Annotated in this window: 12 protein-coding genes; 8 read left to right on the forward strand and 4 right to left on the reverse strand. The window is 38.9% G+C overall.

From position 1 onward, the window contains the following. The first annotated feature begins 190 nt into the window (after positions 1 to 190). The 8 genes from L2735_RS02240 (at position 191) to L2735_RS02275 (ending at position 12,991) form a co-directional block, all read left to right on the forward strand. On the forward strand, positions 191 to 1,300 hold the full coding sequence (locus L2735_RS02240; RefSeq protein ID WP_248983151.1) for a mandelate racemase/muconate lactonizing enzyme family protein: 1,110 nt from the start codon (positions 191 to 193) through the stop codon (positions 1,298 to 1,300). A 10-nt stretch (positions 1,301 to 1,310) separates the two neighbouring features. Further along, on the forward strand, positions 1,311 to 2,333 hold the full coding sequence (locus L2735_RS02245) for a zinc-dependent alcohol dehydrogenase (RefSeq protein WP_248983152.1): 1,023 nt from the start codon (positions 1,311 to 1,313) through the stop codon (positions 2,331 to 2,333). Positions 2,334 to 2,360: 27 nt separating this feature from the next. Then, positions 2,361 to 3,125: an SDR family oxidoreductase gene (locus tag L2735_RS02250; protein WP_248983153.1), complete on the forward strand. Its 765-nt coding sequence runs from the start codon at positions 2,361 to 2,363 to the stop codon at positions 3,123 to 3,125. Positions 3,126 to 3,127: 2 nt separating this feature from the next. Continuing rightward, complete coding sequence (gene aldA, locus L2735_RS02255; protein WP_248983154.1) at positions 3,128 to 4,579, forward strand: aldehyde dehydrogenase; 1,452 nt, start codon at positions 3,128 to 3,130, stop codon at positions 4,577 to 4,579. 221 nt (positions 4,580 to 4,800) lie between these two features. Beyond that, complete coding sequence (locus L2735_RS02260; RefSeq protein ID WP_248983155.1) at positions 4,801 to 7,218, forward strand: beta-galactosidase; 2,418 nt, start codon at positions 4,801 to 4,803, stop codon at positions 7,216 to 7,218. Positions 7,219 to 7,636: 418 nt separating this feature from the next. Then, positions 7,637 to 10,411 (forward strand): TonB-dependent receptor, encoded by a 2,775-nt coding sequence (locus L2735_RS02265; RefSeq protein ID WP_248983156.1) that lies wholly within the window; start codon positions 7,637 to 7,639, stop codon positions 10,409 to 10,411. Between the two features lie 151 nt (positions 10,412 to 10,562). Further along, on the forward strand, positions 10,563 to 12,191 hold the full coding sequence (locus tag L2735_RS02270) for a tryptophan halogenase family protein (RefSeq protein WP_248983157.1): 1,629 nt from the start codon (positions 10,563 to 10,565) through the stop codon (positions 12,189 to 12,191). Positions 12,192 to 12,202: 11 nt separating this feature from the next. Next, entirely contained in the window at positions 12,203 to 12,991 is a 789-nt protein-coding gene (locus tag L2735_RS02275; RefSeq protein WP_248983158.1) for a SapC family protein, read from the forward strand. A 634-nt stretch (positions 12,992 to 13,625) separates the two neighbouring features. Here L2735_RS02275 and L2735_RS02280 read toward each other — a convergent pair. From L2735_RS02280 to L2735_RS02295, 4 genes are all read right to left on the reverse strand, one after another. Continuing rightward, the gene (locus L2735_RS02280; protein ID WP_248983159.1) at positions 13,626 to 14,993 is read right to left on the reverse strand and encodes an RICIN domain-containing protein; all 1,368 of its coding nucleotides are present in this window, start codon (positions 14,991 to 14,993) and stop codon (positions 13,626 to 13,628) included. A gap of 161 nt (positions 14,994 to 15,154) precedes the next feature. After that, positions 15,155 to 17,566, reverse strand: coding sequence for a hypothetical protein (locus L2735_RS02285; RefSeq protein WP_248983160.1), 2,412 nt, complete (start codon positions 17,564 to 17,566; stop codon positions 15,155 to 15,157). Between the two features lie 626 nt (positions 17,567 to 18,192). Next, positions 18,193 to 18,810: a GntR family transcriptional regulator gene (locus tag L2735_RS02290; RefSeq protein WP_248983161.1), complete on the reverse strand. Its 618-nt coding sequence runs from the start codon at positions 18,808 to 18,810 to the stop codon at positions 18,193 to 18,195. Positions 18,811 to 19,150: 340 nt separating this feature from the next. Beyond that, positions 19,151 to 21,562 (reverse strand): beta-galactosidase, encoded by a 2,412-nt coding sequence (locus L2735_RS02295; RefSeq protein WP_248983162.1) that lies wholly within the window; start codon positions 21,560 to 21,562, stop codon positions 19,151 to 19,153. Positions 21,563 to 21,719 lie beyond the last annotated feature (157 nt).

Consider the following 21,719-nt stretch of genomic DNA (forward strand, 5'->3'; position numbering starts at 1 on the left):
AAGAGGCTGCAATTAGTAAACAGTTTCTAAAGATTAACGGGTAAAAATAATCACCATAGGATCTCGGTTTAATGTTTGAATTTTTGTTAATCAACGCACGTTAACTTTTAACTTATGCTTTACATTGTGCAGGTGTGAGTGTAAATTGTTAACAATAAACCGTAAATCATATCAGGTGGCGAGTCTACATATGACTAATGAGATGACAAAAATTGAAGCGATAAAAGTTGAGTACTATCAAGTACCATTAGCAGAAGTACTTTCAGACGCTAAGCATGGAGACCATACCCATTTTGAATTGATTGTAATGCGCATAACAACAGCCGATGGTTTCGAAGGTGTCGGATATACCTATACGAGTGGAAAAGGTGGTCGTGCAATATTTTCATTGCTTAATGATGAAATGAAACCACTGTTACTCGGCCAGGACAGTGCTGAAATTTATCGTATTTGGGATCAGTTACAGTGGCATTTTCACTATGTTGGCCGCGGTGGCTTGCTTAGTTTTGCTATTTCAGCAGTGGATATCGCCTTATGGGATATTAAATGTAAACGTATTAATCAACCTTTATGGCAAGTTGCTGGTGGCGTCAGTCAGCGTGTGAATTGTTATGCTGGTGGTATTGATTTGAATTTTTCTGAGCAAAAACTACTCGACAATATTAAAGGTTATTTAGACCTTGGATTTAAAGCTGTAAAAATAAAAGTAGGTAAAGCTGACTATAAGGAAGATGTTCGTCGTGTTGAAGCGGTCAGAAAGCTCATAGGGCCTGATGTGACATTTATGGTGGATGCTAATTACTCGCTAACGTCAGAGCAAGCCATTCGCTTTTCTCGCGCTATCGAGCATTGTGATATTAAGTGGTTTGAAGAGCCGACTATTCCTGATGATTACATGGGCTACGCTAACATTGCTGATGCCACTAACATTCCTTTAGCAATGGGTGAAAACTTACATACTATTCATGAGTTCACCTATGCAATTGCGCAATCAAAACTGGGTTTTTTACAACCCGATGCTTCAAATATTGGCGGTATTACGGGGTGGTTACAAGTAGCACAACTAGCTTATGCCAATAATTTACCTGTTTGTAGTCATGGCATGCATGAGCTACACGTTTCATTATTAGCGTCTCAACCTAATGCAGGCTATTTAGAAGTACATTCATTCCCAATCGATCAATATACAACCCATCCGCTTAAAATTGAACAAGGTAAAGCGTGTGTGCCTGATCTTATTGGCACTGGCGTTGAATTTGACCAAACATTACTTAATCCCTATCTAATTCTTCAGTCATAAGGCAAAACATATGCAAGCTGCACAATATATTGGTAATAAAACTTTTAGCATCATTGATGCATCTCCTATCGAGCCTAAAGACGATGAAGTGCGTATTAATGTTGGCTTTGTCGGAATTTGTGGCACAGATATGCATATTTATCACGGGGTGATGGATGCACGCGTTAAGCCTCCTCACACTATTGGCCATGAAATATCGGGCACCGTGGCCGAAATCGGTAAAAATGTCAGCGGATTTGCAGTTGGCGAGCGAGTTGTGGTGCGTCCACTCGACTATTGCGGCGACTGTCCTGCGTGTCATGCTGGGCACTCTCATGTGTGCCATAACCTCAAGTTTATGGGTATTGATACTCCAGGCGCATTCCAAAACTCTTGGACAGTAAAGGCACGCACGTTACATAAATTACCTGCCAATGTTGACTTACAACAAGGCGCGTTAATTGAGCCTTTAGCGGTAGCCTGTCATGACATAAGCAGAGCGCGTGTTAAGTCTGGCGAGCATGTTGTGGTACTGGGTGGCGGCCCGATTGGTCAATTGGTTGCTTTAGTCGCTAAGTCGATAGGTGCACATGTGCTTATTTCTGAACCGAATGAAAACCGTCGCCAGTTTGCTGCGCAGTATGGCATCGAAACCATCAACCCTATCACTGATGATATCGCAACATTTGTTAAGCCGTGGTCTAATCAAAAAGGTGCAGATGCGGTGTTTGAGGTGTCGGGTGTTCAGCCCGCTGTGGATGCAATGGTACAGGTAGCGGCAGTTCGTGGGCGAATTTGTATGGTGGCGATTCATTCGCAAAAACCACAGGTTGATCTGTTCCAATTTTTCTGGAAAGAATTAGAGCTATTAGGCGCACGCGTTTATGAACATGCTGATTTTGAAATGGCAGTAGAGTTAGTGGCTTCTGGCAAAGTTGATCTAAAACCTTTTATCACATCGATCAGTAAGTTATCTGACATTGGCGATGCATTTGCTAGTATGGACAACAATCCTATAGGCATGAAAGCATTAGTGTCATGTGAACAACAATAATTATCGCGCTGTAATTTAGGAATGGTTATGCAAAACAAATTTGATTTAACAGGTAAAGTTGCCCTGGTTACAGGTTGTAGCCGTGGTATTGGTAAAGCGATGGCTGAAGCGTTAGCAGAAGCTGGTGCCGATATTATTGGTGTGTCTGCAAGTTTAGCAGCAACTGGCTCTGATATTGAACAAGCGGTTACCGCATTAGGCCGTCAGTTTTCAGCTTATCAGTGTGACTTTTCAGACCGTAAAAGTGTTTATGCCTTTATTGAGCAAGTGAATGCAAAACATGATGTTATTGATATTCTCGTGAACAATGCAGGGTCAATTTTACGTGAGCCAGCCGCAGAGCACCGTGATGAGTATTGGGATAAAATCATCGACATTAACTTAAACTCGCAGTTTATTATTAGTCGCGAGTTTGGTAAAAAAATGATTGAGCGTGGCTCAGGTAAAGTGATATTTACTGCGTCATTATTAACTTTTCAAGGTGGTATTACTGTACCGGGTTATGCGGCCAGTAAAGGCGCTATTGGCCAGTTGACTAAGGCGCTTGCGAATGAATGGGCTGGTAAAGGGGTGAATGTGAATGCCATTGCACCAGGCTATATTGCGACAGACAACACTGAAGCGCTGCGAAATGACCCAGCACGTGCGGCTTCTATTTTAGAGCGTATACCACAAGGCCGATGGGGCACGCCGGATGACTTTAAAGGGCCAACAGTATTTTTAGCGTCAGCCGCATCAGACTACATGAATGGTAGTGTGTTACTGGTTGATGGCGGATGGATGGGGAGATAGCCATGCAAGTCAGAAACAAAGTAAATTTCCTCAATGGCGAATATGTACCGTCAAAAGCCGAGGGTGTCATTAAAGTATTTTCACCCAGTACAGGCAAGTTAGTGGGTGAAATCCCTGAAGGTTGTGTCGCCGATGCACAAGATGCGTTAGAAGTAGCACAAAATGCTCAAAAATCGTGGGCAAAACTGACCCCAAGAGAACGTGCGACAATATTACGTAAATTTGCCGCGGGTATTCGCGACAATTTAGATGGTTTAGCCGAATTGTTAGTTAAAGAGCAAGGTAAATTGCTAGAAGTGGCAAAGATGGAAGTGAATGTCACGGCCACATTTGTAGAGTATGCCTGTGATAATGCGTTAACGCTGCAAGGTGATATTCTGCCATCTGATCATGAAAACGAAAAAATTTACATCCATAAAGTGCCAAAAGGTGTGGTTGTTGCTATTACCGCATGGAACTTTCCATTAGCATTGGCGGGTAGAAAAATTGGCCCTGCGTTGGTGACTGGCAACAGCATTGTTATTAAGCCGACTCAAGAAACGCCATTAGCCACACTTGAGCTTGGCCGAATCGCTAATGAAGCAGGTATTCCTGCAGGTGTGCTGAATATCGTCAATGGTACGGGCTCAGTGGTTGGGCAACATTTATGTGAAAATGAAATCACTCAGCTTATTACCATGACTGGCAGTACCCGTGCCGGACAAATTATTTATCAAGCAGCAGGGAAGCACCTCACACCCGTTATGCTAGAACTGGGTGGTAAAGCCCCCTTTATTGTCATGGAAGATGCTGATTTAGACAAAGCCGTTGATGATGCCGTAACCGCGCGTTTTGCTAACTGTGGTCAAGTGTGTACCTGTGCTGAGCGTTTGTATGTTCATCAAGATATTTACAGCGCCTTTATGGATAAATTTTTACTTAAAGTTAAGGCTCTTAAAGTGGGTGATCCTATGGACCCTACCACTGACATGGGGCCTAAAGTTAATGCCAATGAAATCAAAAACATTGATGACTTAGTGCAAAAAAGCATTGCACAAGGCGCCACATTAGAAACCGGTGGTAAGGTCGCTACTGTAAGTGGTTTTGAAGGCGGGCATTGGTACGAACCAACAGTACTAACCGATGTCACCCAAGATAATATTCTGGTTCATGAAGAAACGTTTGGCCCAGTATTACCTATTATAAAAATTAACTGTATTGATGACGCTATTGCTTACACTAACGACAGTGAATACGGCTTATCGGCTTATTTATATACCAAAAACCTTGCTTATATTCATCAAGCTATTGCTGAAATGGAAGTGGGCGAGGTGTACGTAAACCGTGGTCTGGGTGAACAGCATCAAGGTTTCCATAACGGTTGGAAAATGAGTGGTATGGGTGGCGAAGACGGTAAGTATGGCTTAGAACAATACGTAGAAAAGAAAACCGTTTACATGAACGAAGCCGAATAAAACAACATTTGGTACTAAGCCTTGAGGGGTCTCCTCAAGGCTTCAATTTTTAAGTTAATTCATTCTGTTTATTCCATCATTAGACATTTTTCACTGGCAAGACAGTGCAATGGGTTATGGCAACTGAGATTTAATATTTGGCAGGTATTCAGTGAATTCTTAAGGCATTAATTAACCATTATCAGCGTAGTTGTTTAGCTGACCATATTGCAGGAGGCGATATGTCTACACTTTTGTTAAATAAGGTTTCAATTCAGGTTTCTAATAACATTTCTACTATAGCGCGTGCATTGAGTGGCTCGCTTTTATTAGGGAGCTTATTGACGTTAATGGGCTGCAACCCCAATACTCCATCGGCAACCACAACAACGAATGTGATTGAGGCTAAAAAACAGATTATTCTTCCGGCTGATAATGTCAATTTAGAACGTATGCTGTTCGACTTTGAAAATATTGATCAGTTACACAATATTGTTGCCAAAAATGCCCAGTTTTCCGCAGTTAAAAGCGGTGGTAATAGTGCCCTAGAGGTTAACTTTCAATCTGAAATTAATTATAAAGCCAATATTACTTTGCAGGCCGCATCACCATGGGATGTTAGTGCTTATAAAGATGTTGCTATTGCAGTAGACATTACCAACCATGCTGATGCGTCCACGCCACTTTATGTTAAGGCGTTTGACCAAAAAGACCATCAATCACGCAGTACGGTTATTCCAGCTTCTTCCTCCCAAACCTATTACATCGTGTTAAGCGGTGACGAACTAGCACAAAATACTGGTATTCGTTCAAACCCTAAATATTGGCTCACAGACTACCAACAAATTGAATGGCGCGGCGGTAAAAAAGACTTAGATTTACACCACATAACCGCCGTTGAGTTTCAGGTTGGCGGCTCGTTAGTTGATAAGCATCTCTCATTTGATAATGTGCGTTTAATTACACCTAAAGCGGTAGTAAGTGATTATTTAGTGGGTTTGGTGGATAAGTTTGGCCAAAACGCGAAATACAATTTCAACGGTAAAGTGAACTCAGTTGAACAATTACAGCAACGAAGTGCACAAGAGATTGCCGAATTGAAAAATGCGCCACGACTCGCTGACAGAAGTCAGTTTAACGGATGGATTAATGGTCCCCAATTAGCTGCTACAGGCTATTATAGAGTTGATAAGTATCAAGATAAATGGACATTAGTTGACCCTGAAGGCTATTTGTTCTTTTCAAATGGTATTGCCAATATTCGCATGGCTAATACCTCAACCATCACAGGGTATGATTTTGATCCTGCATTAATAAATATAAAGTTAGCCACTGATTTAACACCAGAAGATTCATTAGGGTTAAATCAAGTTGATCATCAAGCCTTACCCAGTCGCAAACTCGTGTCAGCACTGCGTAGTGATATGTTTAGCTGGTTACCCAGTTACGATGACCCATTAGGGCAGAACTTCGGGTATCGTCGTAGCGTTCATACTGGGCCGGTACCTTCTGGAGAAACGTTTAGTTTTTATCGAGCAAATTTACAACGTAAATTTGCCGAAAATGACCCTAAAAAATTAGTGGAAAAATGGAAAGACAATACCATTAATCGAATGCAAAGTTGGGGGTTTACCTCTTTTGGTAACTGGGTTGATCCAGGATATTATCAAATGAATCGTTTTCCTTATTTCGCTAATGGTTGGATTATTGGTGACTTCAAAACGGTCAGCAGTGGCAATGATTATTGGAGTCCGTTACCCGATCCTTTTGACCCCGTTTTTACTGAACGAACTAAAGCAACCGTTGCCCAAATTGCCGCAGAAGTGAATAACAATCCATGGTGTGTGGGGGTGTTTATTGATAACGAAAAAAGCTGGGGAACCATGAACTCGCTTGAAGGACAATATGGAATCGTGCTCAACACCTTAACCCGCTCCGCGGAAGAAAGCCCTGCTAAAGCGGCATTTGTTGTGGCTTTGCGAAATAAGTATTCCACCATAGAGTCACTTAACAGTGCATGGCAACAACACTTCTCTTGGGATGAAATAGTACAAGGTGTTGAATTGGCAGAAGTGAATAAAGCCATTGAAGTCGATTTATCAATGTTGTTGTCGTTATATGCAGAAGCTTACTTTAAAACGGTGAGTGCGGCCTTGACGGAATATATGCCAAACCATTTATATATGGGCGCCAGGTTTGCCAGCTGGGGCATGAGCCCCGAAGTACGCGCTGCAGCAGCAAAATATGCAGATGTAATGAGCTATAACTATTACAATGAAGGTTTAGATAAAGGCTTTTGGCGCTTTTTAGATGAGATTGACCGTCCAAGTATTATTGGTGAATTTCACAATGGCGCTGTTGACTCAGGTTTATTACACCCAGGACTTGTCCCTGCTGAGTCGCAAAAAGATAGAGGGGTGATGTATCAGGACTACTTGAAAAGCGTTATCCATAACAAATACTTTGTTGGGGCTCACTGGTTTCAATATATTGATTCGCCGTTAACGGGGCGGGCTTATGATGGTGAAAACTATAATGTGGGTTTTGTATCGGTAACGGATCAACCTTATACAGAACTTGTAAATGCCGCGAAAGCCATTAATCGTGATATATACAATCAACGTTTTAACTCTGCTCTAGGTGCACAAGAGACACCATAACATTTTCTTTTTATCTACTACGATCTTCATCTCAGCACAATCCATCCATCATCTCCCCGAACTTATGTTTGGGGAGTTTCCTTTTATATTTGTTGTACAAAAGCGTATTAACAAATGCACATCCTTTAGAAGACGCGTTAAATAAACATGCTAAAAGTACAATTTACTTTGTGTATTGAAGCTAATTGAATAAATTTAATTATTGTTCCTCATTATTTAAAGGCCTTGTAAATCAAGATAAATAACCAATCATGAATTGTTAACAATTAACTTAAACCAAAAAAACGTTGACATATTGGTTAAAAAATAGCAGATTGTTAACAATTCGTTCACGTTTTTTATTGTTAACTACATTGTATTTAAGGATAGGTGTACGGATTTGGGGGGACAAAATCACATTACAAGAAGGTTTTTCAAGATGAAACAAAAAACGTTCAAATATAGTACTGTTTATTGTGCGATGATGGTCGCAGCAAGTGTTGGGGCACAAGCTGAAGAACTAGTTTCAGATTCACAAGCGCAAGAAACTGAAGTCATTCAGGTTAAAGGTATTAGAAGTTCTTTAACCAAGTCAGCTTACACAAAGCGCTATTCTGATGGTGTCGTTGATGCCATTAGTGCTGAAGATATTGGTAAGTTACCCGATACGAACTTAGCTGAATCACTTCAACGCATAGCGGGTGTCTCAATTGACCGTGCAAATAATGAAGGTAACAAAGTCACTGTCCGGGGTTTTGGACCTGAATTTAACTTGGTAACGTTAAACGGTCGCCAAATGCCAAACTCATCAGCGCTGCAGTCAGAAGGGGTTTCACGTAGTTTCAACTTCCGAGAAATAGCTGCTGAAAGTGTATCTGGCGTCAATGTTTATAAAACCGGTAAAGCTCACATTACTTCAGGTGGTATTGGCGCGACCATTGATATCCAAACAGCAAAACCTTTTGATTACGATGGATTTAAAGCATTTGTTACTGCAAAAGGGATATACGATACCAGTGTTGATAAAGGTGATTCGGTCACGCCAGAAGTGTCAGGCATGATCAGCCAAACATTTGCCGATGACAAAGTTGGCTTTTTATTATCTGCCTCTCATGCAGAACGGGATAGTCATACCGATATTGTCGGTACAGATGGCTGGGTTAGAAACCGCAGTCGTGACAATGTTGATTTAAGCGCAATCGATACAGATAGAAATCCTGAACAGGCCATATGGACTCCATGGACTGCCAAAACAGAACATGTTGATACAGAGCGTACCCGTCAAAATGCACAGGCTGTGTTACAACTTCAACCCATTGAATCAGTTGTCGCGACATTGGATTACACCATATCGCGTTTCGAGCAAACCAGTTATACCAACCGTTCAGCATTCTGGTTTGATAATCCAAGTGGATCGGCAAATGCTAACGGTACATTGTGGAACCCACGCGATCAAGACGATGAGCTAAACTTTTGGGCTTGGGAGTACTACGAACAAAAAGAGAATGATTCGTTAGGACTCAATATTGAATGGCGAGCAACAGATACACTAAGTTTTGAAGTGGATATTCATGATTCTACGTCAGAGTCGAACCCTGACGGTCAAACAGCTGAAACACTAGCTAACTTGAAAAATCCATCTGGGTCGGTTGGGTTGATTGGTGCAGATTTTATCGGTGATATACCATCAATTATTGTTGATGATTCAAACTTACCTGGCGGCGCGTATAACAAAGACAATATTGTTTCTGACTTATACCAAAAGCGCGGCTATTCGATGGAAAACAATGTTAAGCAATACCGTATTTCGGGTACTTGGGAAAACGCAGCATCAGATAGCGCTCTCACTAAAATCAATTTCGGTGTGATGAATACTGACTACACCATTGATACGCGATTAAGTGAAGTTTTCTCTTTTGTTGATATACCACTTGATGACTTAGATTTAGGTTTTGTTCCGTTAGGTGACACTGCAGATCAGTTCCCTGGTGCTGACCAATTATTCCCTTATATTTCTCAGTATGACGTCAATCAGTTTATTGATATTGTTAAAAGCGAAGGTAAATTTGCTGAACCTAATATTAAAACTAACGGCGTAAATGAAGAAACATTAGCTGCATATTTATCATTTGATTTTGATACTGAATTTAATGATATGCCAGTCAAAATGAATGTCGGTGTACGTTACGAGGATACAGACGTAACAGCATACTCTGTCCAAAACGGCATCATTGCGATGAATTTCCGTCATCCTCAAGAGTTACGTCCTGTGTATAACGATACGCCAACGTCTGACGAACTTACAGGTAGTTATACGCGCATTTTACCTAACTTTGATTTTAATATGTCGGTAACCGATGACGTTATTACACGTTTTTCATATAGTCGCACATTAGCACGTGCAGGGATCAGTGCAATGTTCCCTGCAACCAATGTAGATGCTCGTCCGGGGGGGCCATTTAACGCCTCACAGGGTAACCCAAATCTATTACCAGTGACTTCAGATAACTTTGATTTATCTCTAGAATGGTATTTTGATGACGGCAGCTTTGCATCGATTGGATATTTTAAAAAGTATGTAGAAAACTTCATTGGAGCAGGTACCGAGAATCGCTCTATTAATGATGTTAATGGTGATCCACTTCGTGATCCAAGTGTAAATCCACGTGCGGGTTGTCCGGACGCATCAGATGTACCTAATCCAGCGTGTCTAAGCCAGTCAACAGATCCAGTAATAACATGGGAAGTGGCTACACCGGACAACTTACAAAATCGTGAAGTTGATGGTTGGGAGTTAAATGCTCAATACATGTTTGGTGAGAGTGGTTTCGGTACCGTTGCTAACTACACTATTGTGAACAGTGATGAGTCTTTTGATCCTTACAATTTTGATCAAACTATTGCTTTAACGGGCTTAAGTGATTCAGGAAACTTGGTCGCGTTTTATGAAAACTTCGGTTTTCAAGCACGTCTTGCATATAACTGGCGTGATGAGTTCTTGCTTGCGCTTGGCAATGAACCGACGTTTACGGAAGCTTATGGCCAGCTGGATATGAGCTTAAGTTACGATATTAATGAGATGCTTACAGTATCTCTTGATGGTCTTAACTTAACTGATGAAACTGTTCGCCGTTATGGGCGTTTTGAAGAGCAATTGCTCGCAGCTGAGCAGTATGGTCCACGATTCACAGTTGGTATTAGTGCTAAGTTTTAATGCTGATTTGAACGCATTACTTTTAGATGTGATTCAATTATTTCATCATTAGAATAAGCAAGCTGCTGCATTTTATGTAGCAGCTTTTCCATTTCTATTGACCCACTAAGTTTTTCAAACAAAAAAATTCATAACAAGAATTGGAGTTAATATGACCAGTGATATAGAAAAAAATCCAATCACAGACTTAAAATATGAAAAAAACATTAGCAAAATTGTTATTCTTGGTGGTGGAACTGCAGGCTGGATAACCGCTGGTACCTTAGCCGCAAAATTGAACAAACAACATGATAAAAATTACAGCGTAACGCTAATTGAGTCAGCTAATGTCCCACCGATCGGAGTAGGAGAAGGTACATGGCCAACCATGCGCCGAACCCTTAAAAATATGGGGATTAGAGAAACAGATTTTATCAAACAATGTTACGTAAGCTTCAAACAAGGTGCCAAGTTCTCAAAATGGGTAACTGGAACAAATGATGACTATTACTACCATCCTTTAATGTTACCTGAAGGGGAAGTAGCAGATACAACCGCCCATTGGATTTCGCTTTCATTTCCCTATCAACCTAGTCAACAAGTGAAAAATAATGCCACACCTTCATTTTCAATGTGTGTTAGCCCACAAGAAGCTATTTGTGAGGCAGGGCTAGCGCCTAAATTTATCACAACAGCTGAATATGATGCTGTCGCTAATTACGCTTATCACTTAGATGCAGGCGCTTTTTCAACATTTTTACAAAAGCATTGTACAGAGCAGCTAAGGGTCAATCATGTTTTGGATGACGTCATAGGGATACATAATGACAATTACGGTGATATTCACAGTCTAACAACCACTAATAATGGTGATGTGTGCGGTGATTTGTTTATTGATTGCAGCGGATTTAAATCTTTACTGATAGGCGAGCATTATCAAGTGCCATTTAAATGCTGCAAAGATGTGCTATTTGTGGATAATGCTATTGCTGTTCAAGTCCCTTATGAAAACGTACAAAGCCCAATAGCATCTCACACTATTTCAACCGCGCAGTCTGCAGGTTGGATATGGGATATTGGCTTAACTCACCGACGCGGTGTGGGGCATGTTTATTCAAGTCAATATATTACTGAGCAACAAGCCATAAAAGAGTTAAAGACTTACTTAACTGATAGCGTTGAAAATGTAGATGAACTTCAATTTAGAAAGATTCCAATAAACCCTGGACATAGAGAAAAGTTTTGGCACAAAAACTGTGTCGCTATTGGTTTGTCTGCTGGATTCTTAGAGCCCTTAGAAGCGTCAGCACTATTACTAGTGGAAATATCCGCAAATATGATCGCACAGCAATTACCGGCAAATCGTGGCTCAATGGATATTGTCGCTCGTCGTTTCAATGAAACCTTCCTTTATCGATGGAATAGGATTATTGATTTTTTAAAGTTGCATTACATGTTAAATCAACGAAATGATAGTCAATTTTGGATTGATAATCGTAACCCAGACTCGATTCCCGACAGTCTTAAGCGCTTATTAGAGTTATGGCGTTATCAAGCGCCCAGTGATGATGATTTTGTTCATGCAACAGAAGTATTCCCAGCAGCGAGCTATCAATATATTTTGTATGGTATGGGGTTTAAAACTGAGCCTTCACATTTAGGTTATTCAGCAGCTTCATTGCAAAGAGGTAAACAAATATCGAATGGTGTATATGAGCAACAGAAACACTTAACTCGCTCATTACCCTCCCAACGTGAATTAATTAATTTAATTAATCAGTACGGTTTACAAAAAATATAAAAGGAACTTGCATGAATAATGTCATTGTAGATAGCAAAATTCATAAAAACACCTCAGTGATAAGAGGACATGGCAGTGAGTTTGGAGAGAACGTTCATTTTGTACCTGTCATTGCGGATGAATTACGTCAACTGATGCTTGAGTACCCATGTTGTTTGTTGAAAAACAACCAAACAGGGCAGTTTGGCTTACATGCTTTATTGGGATTTGAGCCAGGCGAAAATTTATTTCTAAATGATAAAGGATGGTCTAGTCAATACATCCCACTGCATATTCGACGTCAACCTTTTATGGTAGGTTACACGAGTATGGAAGATGCTCCCAATGCTAAAAATACTGTATTAACTATCGATATGGATAATAAAAGAGTGGTCAATACTGATACTGATATTGATACTGATACTGATATGCAACAGCATGCCGCTCATTTGTTATTTGATGGAAATGGTCAACCTACTGAATATTTGAAGCAAATGAATAAGATGGTATTTGACTTAGCCCAGGGGATCGTTAGAACAGAGCAGTTTGTTGCTGTTTTAGTTGAACACGACCTGATTGAATCAATACAACTTGGGGTGTCGATTAAACAACGCCTGCAGCGTGGCATGAATGAAAGTGATCGCCAAATTGAAAAAATAAACTTTGATGGTTTATACGTGATTAATGAACAAAAATTAGCTGCTTTATCAGGGGATTTATTAAATCAGCTTCATCAAAATGGATACTTACAAGCCTGTTATTTAATAGCTGGTTCCATGGGGCAAATACAAAAAATGATTGCTATGCGAAATGAAGGTTAGCTTTTCAGTTCTGCGGGACTTATCTATAGTGCATCTGAAAATTGATTGCAATTTAACAAACCGAATGATTTATGTAATAACTATCGGGATAAATAAGTGATCGATATTGTGTAGGCAAAATCACTTAGAACAAGGCAGAAATTGTAGCTAGCTAGTTGCTCTACCTACAAAATTTCTAACGAAGTTATAAACAATTTTAACTAGTAAGAATGATCATTTTTTTATGCTGATTGGGGTAAGCTACTACATATAACCTGACAAGCTATAAATCTTATCGGTTAAACATTATTTGTCGTTGCTTATGACCTACAAGCCAGAAAACCTATCCAGCTATGGGTTTTATAGAGGCTGTATATTTTCAGTATATTCAGCTAGCTAACAGTATAACTTGAACCTAAAGCATCACTATTCTAGCGGTTTATTGTAAATACTAAATTACTAATCAATAGTTATTTAAATCTTATTAAAACGGTCTAAAAGCTTGTTATTTGTAGCTTTATGTCAAACCAGTGGTAGCCAAACGTATCCTCGACTTAAAGAATATGATGATGAGTTATGTTGGCTAAAGAAGTTTTAGTAATAAAACACCCAATGTTAATACCCTAACATTGGGTGTTTTAAGTGAAGCGCTACGTTAATTACTCAACGAAAATCGCTGATTATCACCGTTATAACAACTCCATTGAGTGAGGGATGCACCATCTGTGATCGCTTTACCTGCGATGTCTAAGCACTTATTACTGACTTTATTTCGAATTTCATATTGACCATTGCCTTTGTCGATAAGATTCCACATTTGATTTTGATTATTGCTATTACAAACCCATTGTTGAATTTTAGCGCCATCAGCCATTGACCCTGCTGCTAAATCCATGCATAGATTGCTAACGTTAGCTTTAATTGTGTAAAAACCATTTGAAAGTTGGGTAAAACTGAATTGTTGATCACTGTCGTTAGTATTACAGCTAGCTTGTTGATATGTAGTACCATTATTCATCTGGCTATTTTTCACATCAATACACTTATTGCTGTGTTTAGCTGTCATTTGATATCGCAGATTAGGCAAAATATCTCCGCCCGAGGTTCCATCACTTACCGGTTGATAAACTCGAATCCAGTCTACAAACATTTTATTTTTACTTGAGTCGGCTAAATCCGCATCGGTAGCCACATTTCCTGCTTCAGAACGCCATGAGTGGTCCTCAGTATCTAAAATGATATACATTTCCTCATCCATAGTGTACTGATTTTTATCCATAATGGCGCCAGTATAGTCTTTGTCCTTCATGACAACTTCGGCCCAAGAACCTTGTGGTGTTTCTTGACCGTCAATGTAAAAGGTTACGTCAGTAGGGCTCTTCCAATACGCGCCAAAGCGATGAAAACCTTCACGCCAATAATTTCCCCAAACAGGAGTATTATGTGTTTGATCGTTAAAATCGCTTCTAATACTATTGTCGTTATTTCTCAAAAAGACATGAAAATTAGTTGACATATTTTGAGCAAACCATGTTTCACGCGCTCCACCATAAACTTCTAATATGTCTATTTCTCGTTCATCATTTTCGCTTAGTAGCCAAAAGTTAGAAGATAACTCTAAATTACTCACTTTGATGCTGGCTTCCAGAAAAATCGGGAATTTAACTTTGGTTTTAGAGGTAATCACACCTGCATTAACCAGGTTAGGGGCTTTACGTGAAGCGCTAATAATCAAGTTTCCATCAGAGACCCAAGATTCACTGCTACTCCATCGTGTTAGTCCCGGCCCTTCCCAATTATTGAAATAGGTGTCATTCCATTTACTGGTAAAGGTCGATGTTTTACCTGTGTAATTAAATGAATCGGAGTAATTTTCGTTTAACTTCCAAACCATTCCGCTCCCTGCATTGGCAGGTAATGGAATCGTATCCCAATCGGCGCTAACCGCATATTGACCTGTCAGTAATAAAACACTACTACTGAACACAACGGCTTTGCTGATTTGACTGAGTTTATGTTTCATATAGTTCCCTTAAATGATGACTTAATTTTTAATGAAAGTGTTGCTTGTGACTATTCTTGCAACAACAAGAATAGATCTCGCCTTCATGTTGTGTTGTGGAAAACATGAAAGCCAGATAGGTTGATTACCAGCATGCGTACCATGCAGGTTAACGAATAAGTTTATTGGTTATTACGCGTTAGCTGTTTTGAATGCTGGAAATATTGCATTGATAGAGAGGTGACAAAACCGCCATCGTCATCAAATGTGAGCTCAATAGTGTTGTCTGTTTGAATAAATTGATTAGATATAGAGAGCTCAATGACGCCAAAAAATTGTAAACGTCCTTCACCTTTGTGATATTGATCGTAGCCTCGATAATCAGCAGTAACCTCAACTGGCTGACTATTTATCATCACATTGGGTGTGAGGGATTTACCGTGTTCACGACCAAGCCCAAGACGTAAAACAGCTTCTCCATTTTCTGCGATAACGACATCATTAATTGAAAAGTTTAAGGTGTTGTTAGCAGTGATCGGTTGTTTATATTTATCTGCGTAATACTTAGTTTCGATTTGTGTGTGGTTAAGTTCAATATCATTATCGTAACTCAGCTTAATAATCACCGTAGCTTCTGCAGCAATTTCGAGTGAGTCGATAAATGCAATATCACTTACATTAGTTTCACTGAGCATAGGTGTTTGCTCATCGAGATAAAGCTGCTTAACCAATATTTCAGAAGGGGTGTTATCGCCTAAACCCAATAAAGTAATATCTACAGTTGTCGGCATATGCTCCAAACTATTAATTATTAAATAGGCATTGCTTCCATCAACAAATGCATTTAACTGCATATCTAAATCGGTAGAAAAGCTGTCAACACGAGTGCCTTTCACTTCAGACCATAATTGATAAAATTTGACCATGTCGGTATAGACATACTCATCACCAGTTTCACCTGTTTTTTCGAATTTTTGACGCATTAAACGTGTGTAATAGGGGACGGTGTCACTCAGTCTTCCCCATTCCGCTTTTATTGGCACAAATGGAATAGCCATCTCGATCTGATCTGGTCTTTCTAGAAAAGACATTAGCTGACCATTAATGGCTTTTAAGTGAAACCAATCACGATATGCGAGCCACGGCTGATTAAATAAGGAATGGGTTTGGGCGCCAAATTCAGATACAAGAAAAGGTTTAATATCGCCTAAAGACAAATGCATATAATGTTCTAGCATATCGAAACTTGCTTCAATATTACTACCAGTACGTAGCTCTGTTCTGTCTTGAAATGCAGGGAAATCATAGAAGTGTAATGAAATAAAATCCATATCATTACCTGCCACGTCAATAAATGCTTTATCACGTGTTTCCCAGCGTTGAAAGTTTTGTTTATCAAAATCTGGGAAAGCAACGGTGTATCCACCAATTAATACATTGTCATTGGTATAAACACCATCGACTGTTACGGTTTTAATGGCTTTAGCAACATTGCTGTGGAATTGAAACACTTGATTTACAGAAGCTGGGTCGTCAGCAATATCAACTAATTCGTATAAAGGTTCATTCATGACTTCTATGTATTTAGGCTTTGGTTGGCCATAAATATCAACACCATCATTTTTGTTGAAGTATTTTGCTATAAATTGACCCATATAATCGCCAGTAGCTGTTCCAAAAGGCTCCTCAGTGGTGTCAAGCTGTGAGAATGCCCATCCTTGGCCTGTGTCTTTCCCATCTGGCCAGTATGGGTGCTGTTGAGCAGCAACAACCATGTTGGCGTTACGGTGTTCGTGTTGACGTTTCTTTTCGGCTGTTTTGTCGGTGCCAGTGGTATAGATCCAACGACTATTACCACCATTGTTAGTGGCAATTTCAGCATCTACATAACCTGCATTAATTGATGATTCTGGTAGTAAACTTAATTGATAATGCATGCCGCCTGTATCTCTACCAAAATAGACGTCATAGCCTTCAACAAATTCAGTAATAAGATCCTCTGATTCATTTGTACCCACTGAATACCAATCATTTTCAGTATGAGATGCATGGACGGTAATAAACTTTTCTCTTGTAAAACTATCAACGCCATTAACACTATGAACAGTATCTAAATTAAACGACAACTGAGTATTTTCTACTGCTAGTTTATTAATCGTGGTTATGACAAAACGAGTGTTAAATGTTCCAAGGGAGATTGTTGCAATGGTTTCGGTAGCAATGTGTTCTGCAGACATGAGTTGAACGCTGACGGTGTCACCATTATTAATTTTACTTGATGTACTCGTGTAATCAGCACCGTTTATTGAGAATTCGCCTTTATCAATACTGATATCAATTTCAGTATCTATACCACTGATAGTAACAAGGTTAGATGAAGCTAAAGTTGAAAGTGGAATATCATTTAATGGTGTAAAAATGACCTCGTCGATACTCGTATCAGGCACGGGTGTACTTGAGTCTGGCGGACTAATTATATCTGTTGTGTCATCAGAGGCTGTATTTGAATCACTTCCTCCACAAGCAGTTAAGGTCGTTAATAGAACGAAGGTAATCATAGCCAAATATAAAGGCTGACTTGCATATTGTTTCATGATGCTCACTTATGTTTAATACAGTTAGAGTAGGCGGGTTAACTGCACAGTGATGACATCAAATTCGTTTAAAGCAACAAAGTACTTACTTACGAATAAATCCTGTATCCCCAATTGACTTATTAATAAATTAACATTGTTACCATTAAATTGTTAACAAAATTTATAGTTTTCGATATATTTATTTTGGTTGAAATTATTTGATGCATTAAGGTATTGTTTTTAAATATTTATATGAATAATTTGCGTTATAAATAATTTTGGTTTCAATATAATTAAATTTAGTTGTGGGCAGTGTATAAGTTATAATTGATTTTAAATTCAGATGCTTATATCAAATGAGTAATGAAGCGATTCTAGGTATTGCAAAGTGTGTTATGGGGGGGCAAGGGTATTGAGGTGTTGAAATAACAACTTTCGCAATGTACTCATGTTTTACATTTGATAATTGCAAGGTTTAACTCAGCGCTGATTGTTTTGTGGGAGGATCAATATTCGATGCAATTGATTAATTTTCGGGCGTCTGTAATAAATACAATAAAAAAGGACAGAGGTTAGGCTGCCCTTTAAACGTCAGTTTGAATATAGCTTTTATTTTATCTAGCTTTATATTTACTAAGCTTAGATCATTTAATGTTCGCTTTGATTGCTTTAACGGCACTAGTAATATCACCGTCACGTAAAGCTTGCAAGATCCCTCTGTGTTCATTAACACATTCAGAACTTGTAGTAATTCGTTTGTAGTTTAAACGCATTCTCATTACGTATGGATACCAAATATTGACGAGATCTTCGCCACCAGCTTTATTAATTAAATAGTTATGAAACGAGATATCTATTTTAGTGACTTCTGTATAATCTTCGTCATCAAAAGCACCTTGTAAATCATCGAGAATATTTTCTAACTGCCCTAAATCCTCTTCATTCAATGGATTGTTTTTTAAGCTTTCAATGGCATAAACTTCGATATTTCTTCGCAAATTAATCATCAGCTTTTGCAGTTTAGGCTCTAGTACGCTATTAACTGATGCGCCGCAATTGTTCTTTGAAATTAATAAGCCTTCTTTAGTCAACTGTAAAATAACGTCACGAATAGGGCCGCGTGATAATCCAAAACGTTTAGCTAACTCTTGTTCATTTAATTTAGTATTCGGTGCTAAATCACCGGCAATGATATCTGATCTGAGTTGATCTGCAATTTGGTCTTTAACTGATAAAATTTTAGTTGGTTTTGCAGTAGCCATGTTGTTTCCGCTATTCAATATTATATTTAAACATTCTAGACACTTAAGTCATTTAATACAATTGTCAAATGTCATATTGTTAAAAATATACACAATATTATTTTGCAAGTTATTGATAGTAAAGGAGAGGGGGGGAGGTAGGGATGTATTTTTATATAAAAAATGCCCTGGGTACGTTTTATTGTTAACAAAGTTTATGTCGTTAATTGACGATAAACGAACGTAATATGCAATAAAAGTACTAGGGCAACTCTGGAGACCTAACCAGATTCAATCGATCCACAAAAGTGGATCAAAATTAAGACGACTTATTGGGGATATAAGACGCCTTAAAAATCAATTATTTTTGACCGAAACGACGTTGATACATCTTACTATTTATTTCCTTAGCCGCTTCAACCATATATGGGTAAGGCGTGTCAGTAACTGAAATAAAGCCAACATTATAATTTTCGCCATCATAGGCACGCCCCGTTATAGGTGAGTCTATATACTGGAACCAATGCGCACCAATGAAGTAAGGGTTATCGATGAGGGAGTTCATGTAATCTTTATACATTACAGCACGATCCTGTTGATCTGCAGCGTGAATAAGACCTGGATGGTATAAACCTGAATCTTTAGCACCAATATGAAATTCGCCAATGATGCTTGGCATGTCAATATCAGCTAAAAATTGCCATTTCTGTTTCGGTAAACCTTCTTTATAAGAATTAAAACTGATGACATCTACAAATTTTGCTGATGACTTAACAACTTCTATCGGCATCCCCCAATCTGGGAATCGCGAGCCTAAGTACATATGGTTTGGCAGGTATTGCTGTAATGCTTTATCTACAGTGCTAAAATATTTATCAGCATAGGTTGTTAATAACAAACCATAATCAACGACTTGGTTATCATTATTGATTGATGAATCGATACCTTTATCAAATTCAGCCCAATCTGATATGTTGGTCCCCCATACAGCGTTAAGTTTTTCAATCTGTTGGTACTTTTGTTTCATAACACGTGTGAATACCGCTTTTGTTGGGACCTCAGCACCATCACGTGTCAATGTGTTAACCACGATGCCATAGTGGCTAGCAATACTGTCGGAGCGTCCAAAACTTTTCTCGTTATCAATGAATATACCGACACACCACGGGTTATTTTTTACTTCTTCGTAAACAGCTTTTGCTGTGGCCAAAGCTCTTTTTTCAAACTCGGGATCAAATACATCTGGCATTGGCGCCCAAAAATCATCGCCACTGGATACCGTTTTATAATCACCGATTATCCAACCGTTGGCAAAATATGGGATTTTATTATTGTCGTAGTAACGTGGATCAGTCCAATTACCTAATGAAGTGAAGCCCCAGTCCAGCATACGGTTAACGGTTGTATCTTCCCATGCTTGCATATAGCCTTCAGGTTGCTGGCCATATTTTCTTTCTAAATTCGCTGCGTAAAAACTATAAGTTTCACCATGTTTTACTGGCCCCGAGTGAGCACTTCTTCGATAACCGAAATGTTTTCCTAAAGGTTCATCGTAGCTAGGTAACCAACTAAACATTTTGGCTCGCACTTCTGATGAGACAAAGCGGCTATTAATAGCCTCTTCACTAACTCTATTGAGTTTTTGCGAATCTTCAGGTGTTACCTCTTCATCAGTAGGTTGTACTATATAGCTTTGATCAAAATCGTAACCAGTCATGGTAGATGAGTTTGATAATCGAATAATATCAATACCTGTTGCTATATAAAGAAAACCATCAGGGTCAACTAAAGACCATTTGTTATTGACCTTTTCAGCACGGAAAAAGCCAGTCGCATTTAATTTAGGGCCATTTAACCATCCACCATATTGACTTCGGCCATCTGCAACTTTACCTGTTAAGGTTTTAGCTTCTTGCTGTCTTTGTTGTTCAAACTGAACGTCAGTAGTAATTTTGCCAATAAAATCATCAGTATTATTTTGTCCATATTGGTCGACAATATTGGTTAAGAATAATGGATTAAATTCAGGGTTCTGACGTAATTGCATTTTGCTAACCATAATTTGTTTATCATGGAGATTACTTTGAACGCTTAAGCTAATACGCGAAATACCCTTGGTATTAAGATTTTTTTTGCCCCACATAGAGGTAAACTGACTTTCTTCACTTTTCCATGTATCAGGGTTAGATCGCAGTCCTGAAGTAAAATTAAGCTCTACTTTATGATCGCCATCAGGTGTCCCTAAATCGTGTCCAGCCATTTTTGCGTAGTAAATTTGTGGTTTGGTGCCTGCTGGTACACTTACTGTGCGAGTGTAGTTAGCACCATCAATATCACTAATATCTAGATAAAGTTGAACACTATGCTGACCTGGATTACTGATCTCAAATGCTAAATTGAAATCAGTTAAATCACTCCAGTCCCATGGTGTTTTAGGGGCAAAGCTGACATTGCTGTAACTGTTTTCTTTAGAAAGAAAATTTACATAAAGTACAGCATCTTTTAATTGAGTTTTTGCAGCGTTAACAGAAATGACATTTTTAATATTATCTTCACTGGAAAAGTTAATTAAATCGATAGTTTGTAATTCGGTTGAGCTTGATTGTTGGTTAATCAATTGTGAGTTAGCGTTAGATTCAGAGTGAACTGTTTTCTTGGTTGAATCATTTTGGCATGCTCCTAACGAGAGTAACAACGCAGAAAATAACATTACTTGCTGACTAAGCTTAAATCGATTGCTGCCGGTTTTATTTTCACTCTTTACGCTATTCATAATTTACTTTCCATAACCAGTTACGACATAGTTGCTAATTTGATTTTGTTAACAATCTACATTGTAAAAACTCTGTGCGCAATATTTTATTAACAAGATAACCTGGGTGAATTAATTTTTTAGTTTTATAAATTAATCCATTAATTTTGAAGTTTCC

It is taken from the genome of Shewanella olleyana, from assembly GCF_023283825.1.
GTDB classification, from domain to species: domain Bacteria; phylum Pseudomonadota; class Gammaproteobacteria; order Enterobacterales; family Shewanellaceae; genus Shewanella; species Shewanella olleyana.

What these genes read in the sequence shown, in the direction of transcription:
- L2735_RS02245 (WP_248983152.1), top strand. Translation starts at nt 1,311, where the DNA reads ATGCAAGCTGCACAATATATTGGTAATAAAACTTTTAGCATCATTGAT.
- L2735_RS02265 (WP_248983156.1), top strand. Translation starts at nt 7,637, where the DNA reads ATGAAACAAAAAACGTTCAAATATAGTACTGTTTATTGTGCGATGATG.
- L2735_RS02275 (WP_248983158.1), top strand. Translation starts at nt 12,203, where the DNA reads ATGAATAATGTCATTGTAGATAGCAAAATTCATAAAAACACCTCAGTG.
- L2735_RS02240 (WP_248983151.1), top strand. Translation starts at nt 191, where the DNA reads ATGACTAATGAGATGACAAAAATTGAAGCGATAAAAGTTGAGTACTAT.
- aldA (WP_248983154.1), top strand. Translation starts at nt 3,128, where the DNA reads ATGCAAGTCAGAAACAAAGTAAATTTCCTCAATGGCGAATATGTACCG.
- L2735_RS02250 (WP_248983153.1), top strand. Translation starts at nt 2,361, where the DNA reads ATGCAAAACAAATTTGATTTAACAGGTAAAGTTGCCCTGGTTACAGGT.
- L2735_RS02290 (WP_248983161.1), bottom strand. Translation starts at nt 18,810, where the DNA reads ATGGCTACTGCAAAACCAACTAAAATTTTATCAGTTAAAGACCAAATT.
- L2735_RS02295 (WP_248983162.1), bottom strand. Translation starts at nt 21,562, where the DNA reads ATGAATAGCGTAAAGAGTGAAAATAAAACCGGCAGCAATCGATTTAAG.
- L2735_RS02285 (WP_248983160.1), bottom strand. Translation starts at nt 17,566, where the DNA reads ATGAAACAATATGCAAGTCAGCCTTTATATTTGGCTATGATTACCTTC.
- L2735_RS02270 (WP_248983157.1), top strand. Translation starts at nt 10,563, where the DNA reads ATGACCAGTGATATAGAAAAAAATCCAATCACAGACTTAAAATATGAA.
- L2735_RS02280 (WP_248983159.1), bottom strand. Translation starts at nt 14,993, where the DNA reads ATGAAACATAAACTCAGTCAAATCAGCAAAGCCGTTGTGTTCAGTAGT.
- L2735_RS02260 (WP_248983155.1), top strand. Translation starts at nt 4,801, where the DNA reads ATGTCTACACTTTTGTTAAATAAGGTTTCAATTCAGGTTTCTAATAAC.